The following is a 657-nucleotide window of genomic DNA, read 5'->3' as shown; positions in this document are numbered from 1 at the left end:
TACGAACAGTGGGTTTCCCCATTCGGAAATCTCCGGATCAAAGCTTACTTACAGCTCCCCGAAGCATATCGGTGTTAGTACCGTCCTTCATCGGCTCCTAGTGCCAAGGCATCCACCGTGCGCCCTTTCTAACTTAACCTGACGACAAATAACCAGCTCCTAAAAACTGCTGATTTGTTTTGTTTCTCTTATTAAATAAGAGAGAAAATTAAAATGGCGAATACTCGGTTCTTTCTTTTGCCTTCTTAATTACGATTATCTAGTTTTCAAAGAACAAACTTTCGAGGAATTGCTCCCTCAAAACTAAACAAACAAGCGTACAACATCACTGACCGAAAGGACAGTGTTCCGATTGTCTTTACGACAATATCCTTAGAAAGGAGGTGATCCAGCCGCACCTTCCGATACGGCTACCTTGTTACGACTTCACCCCAATCATCTGTCCCACCTTAGGCGGCTGGCTCCTAGGACAAAACTTAACTTCCTATAATGATAATAAGAGGTTAAGTTTTGTCCCAGGTTACCCCACCGACTTCGGGTGTTACAAACTCTCGTGGTGTGACGGGCGGTGTGTACAAGGCCCGGGAACGTATTCACCGCGGCATGCTGATCCGCGATTACTAGCGATTCCAGCTTCATGCAGGCGAGTTGCAGCCT

Annotated in this window: 2 rRNA genes; both read right to left on the bottom strand. The window is 46.1% G+C overall.

The window, feature by feature from the left end:
• Positions 1–139: ribosomal RNA gene (locus HRJ06_RS22960) — 23S ribosomal RNA — on the bottom strand; the annotation flags it as partial.
• Positions 140–376: 237 nt separating this feature from the next.
• Positions 377–657 (bottom strand): 16S ribosomal RNA (locus HRJ06_RS22955); the annotation flags it as partial.

The organism is Mesobacillus harenae (assembly GCF_013343715.1).
GTDB lineage: Bacteria > Bacillota > Bacilli > Bacillales > Cytobacillaceae > Mesobacillus_A > Mesobacillus_A harenae.
Note: the sequence above shows the minus strand (reverse complement) of the source record. Positions and strands in the feature narration are given on the sequence as shown.